The sequence below is a fragment of the bacterium genome, from assembly GCA_041648665.1.
Taxonomy (GTDB): domain Bacteria; phylum UBA10199; class UBA10199; order 2-02-FULL-44-16; family JAAZCA01; genus JAFGMW01.
The window spans coordinates 1-3,234 of record JBAZOP010000181.1 but is presented as its reverse complement, the minus strand read 5'-3'; the positions used below and the strand labels follow the sequence as shown (position 1 = coordinate 3,234).

Below are 3,234 nucleotides of genomic sequence, written 5' to 3'. Positions count from 1 at the left end.
CATGTTGCTGAACTACCTGGACAACGGCGCGTACATCCCGAAAATGCGCTCCCACGGCATGGTGTCCGCCATCGAGAAGCGCATCCTGGAACTGGGTGGCCGCATCGAGTACAACACCCGCGTCGAGAAAATACTGGTGAATGGCGGAAAAGTCACCGGTGTGGAAACCGCTAAGGGCGACTCGGTCTCCACCTCCCACGTCATCTGCAACTCGTCACCCACCATCGCTTACAACAAGCTGATTCACCCCCGGAGCGAGGCGCCGGAGATAGCCTTCAAAACGGTGAACATGCGCCGTCACGGCGGCGCCGGCTTCGTGGTATACCTGGGCCTTGACGCCCCCATCGAAAAGATCGGTATCACCGACTACGGCTACTTCATTTCGGAAGGCATGGACACGGATAAAATCTACGCCAGCATGGGCCGCCTGGACGTGCCGGACATGCAGGCCACCACATGCCTCAACGCCGCAATCCCCGACGCGTCGCCGGCGGGCACCACTGTTCTCTCAATGACAACTCTTTTCACGCCGGATGTGTGGGACAATGTGAAGCCGGCGGAGTATTTCAAGCTTAAAAATAAAATCGCCGGCGGCATGATCGGCCAGTTCGAGCGCTGCACGGGGATGAAGATAAGGGATAAGATCGAGGAGATCGAGGTTGCCACGCCGCAGACTTTCGCCCGCTATACCCGCTCTTACAAGGGCAGCATCTATGCCTACGAGCAGGATGTGTGGGACTATGTGATTCCCCGGATAATAGCAGCGAAGGATGAGAAGTATATCGACGGCCTCAGTTTCGTGGGCGGCTACGCGGAGACAGGCTCCGGCTACAGCCCGTCGCTCATGTCCGGCCGCGCCGCGGGCCTGGAAGTCGCGGGGAAGCTGTAAGAATAAAGGTGGCCGTTCACAGGTTGCCAGAACGTGAATGGAAATGAGTTAATCAGGTAAAAACATACAGTCCTTCCAGAGCGGGAGGCACGGGGGGCGGCAGCCACCCGTTAAAGATAGAACCGGGGAGGCGGGAAGGCTGCGGACTGTGAAAAGGAATCGGGTATGCCGGGGAGGCTTCCCGGAAAATAAGTCCCATTGGGTAAGTGTTCCTGGGAAGAAGTGCTGTGAACGGTTACGAATAAAGAATTACCTGATTCCCCCGGAAACTCAGATAGTGCAAAAGCAAGGTTTTTTCCCGGATAGGGGTAGGAGCGGGTCGTTAGCCCGCCCCTCCCTCCGAACCGTGCGTGCGGTTTTCCCGCACACGGCTCTCCAGTGGGATTATCCCCTTTCCGGGGAGTGTGGCGGTTTCCTTCTGTGTGTGACAAGATGCGTTTCAAGGTCGAACAGTCCTTTCGCTTCGAACCAGGTGTTGGGCCAGGTGAAGTGTTCGCTGGGCGTGCTGATGCCGCTTTTGCCGTACTGCCGCTTGCGCAGTATGCCCCGCAGCCGCCGTCTCAGCCATCCCATGAGGTGACTGAACGTTCCCGCGCTGTTGCCGTTGCGAAAGAAGTTGTAGAATCCGCGAAGGAGCGGTTCCAGTTCCGCGCAGACGGCTTCCATGCTGCCGGGCCGGTTGCGCCGGGTCTTCGCCTTCGCTTTTTGCCGGAAGGCCTTTTCGCTCTTCCCGCGCGGCCAGCGTTGCCGCCCTTTGTAGTGCCACCCCAGAAAGTCGAACCCTTCGTCCAGGTGCACGATGCGGGTCTTCTCCGGGTGCAGTTCCAGTCCCAGCGGGGCGAGTGCTTCGCGGGCGGCGCCGAGTGCGCGTTCCGCTTTTTCGCGCGTCTCGCACAGCAGCACGAAGTCGTCCGCGTAGCGCACCCAGGCGATGTCTTCGGCTTCGAGCCGGGTGTCGAGTTCGTGCAGCGTGACGTTGCACAGCAGCGGCGAGATGACGCCGCCCTGCGGCGTGCCCGTGCTGTTGCGTTTCAGCGACCATCCGTCCATGACACCCGCCGCGAGCATATTCTCGACGAGCCGCATCACTTTGCCGTCGGCGACACGACGGGCCAGCAGGTCGGTGACCGCCCGGTGCGCGATGTTGTCGAAGCATCCGGTGATGTCCGCGTCCACGATCCACACCTTTCCGCTCTCCAGATGCGCCTCCATCATGAGGCACGCGCTGTCCGTGGAGCGGTCGGGCCGGAATCCGTGGCTGCCGTCCAGGAACTGTTCCTCCCATATCGGTTCGAGAACTCCCCGCGCGGCCTCCTGCACCACGCGGTCCGCCACCGTGGGCAGCCCCAGCGGGCGTTTCTTACTGCTGCCCGGCTTGGGTATCCACTGTCGCTTCACCGGCGCGGGGCGGTAGGTCCCGCTCTTGAGCGCGGCCGCCAGCGCGGGCAGTTGCGTTCCGGCGACGGCGGCGAACTGCTCCACCGTCACCCCGTCCACCCCCGCGCCGCGGGTGCGGGCTTCGCCCCGCGTGCGCCCGTCGATGCGCTTCCACGCCGCCGCCAGCGTTTTCTCATCCGCAATCTTGTCGTACAGTTGAAACCACTTGCGCCCCTGCTCGCGCAGGCGAGGCAGGGCCCCAACCATGAGTGGCGTCCAGCGGGGGTAGCGCTCCCGGTCGTCCCGGATTGCGCCGAGGCGGTCTTCAGCCGACGTCGGCAATCGTCGCCCCTTTGTCTGTCCGACTCTGCCCCATGCGGGCTCGTCTCTCATTTCTCCCACCTGCCTCCCTTCCCTCCGGCGGGTTTTGCTGCCCCGCCTTCCGTGGCTTTTCTGCCACACGGTACTATGTTGGCTCTGACTCCTTGCCGGTTTGCGCCCTTGCGCCTGTGTCTGCCGGTGTCCGATTCACGGCGTAATCCGGTGGCCGGACACGGCCCCGGAGCCTGTCGGCGGTCTTGCTGTCTCGCGGGCCGCCACCTCCGCGTCATTTCTTGTCGGCTACACGCCGGTGAGGTCTCCCCGGGTCACGCGCGCAACTTCCGGACCGCGCCATCCCGCACCACCCGCACGAGTCGGTGGGTGGGGCGTCCACTTCCCACCCACCGCGAGGGGTTTCACCATCGCTCGCAGGCTGACCACTCGTGCCGGCCTTATTCACGGGTTCACTTTCGTTACGGCTCGGTCTTTTGCCTCTGGCCCTCCGGACTCCCGTCACCGGGCTTGCCCTGCCTTCGGCTACCCCGCCCAAGGACGATCGGCGGGGGCTGGACTTTAACCAGTTAGTCATGCGCGCTGCCGGGCGCACGAACGCCGAGCCCCAGCTCGGCACATCCCCGTAACATGTT

General features: G+C 62.9%; 2 protein-coding genes. One reads left to right on the top strand and one right to left on the bottom strand.

The genetic code is table 11. The features are described from left to right. Nucleotides 1–889: FAD-dependent oxidoreductase (locus WC683_20360; protein ID MFA4974964.1), on the top strand; the 889-nt coding region annotated here is incomplete at its 5' end. Between the two features lie 384 nt (nucleotides 890–1,273). On the opposite strand, the gene ltrA is transcribed toward WC683_20360, so the two are convergent. After that, the gene (gene ltrA, locus WC683_20355) at nucleotides 1,274–2,659 is read right to left on the bottom strand and encodes a group II intron reverse transcriptase/maturase (GenBank protein MFA4974963.1); all 1,386 of its coding nucleotides are present in this window, start codon (nucleotides 2,657–2,659) and stop codon (nucleotides 1,274–1,276) included. Between the last annotated feature and the right edge of the window lie 575 nt (nucleotides 2,660–3,234).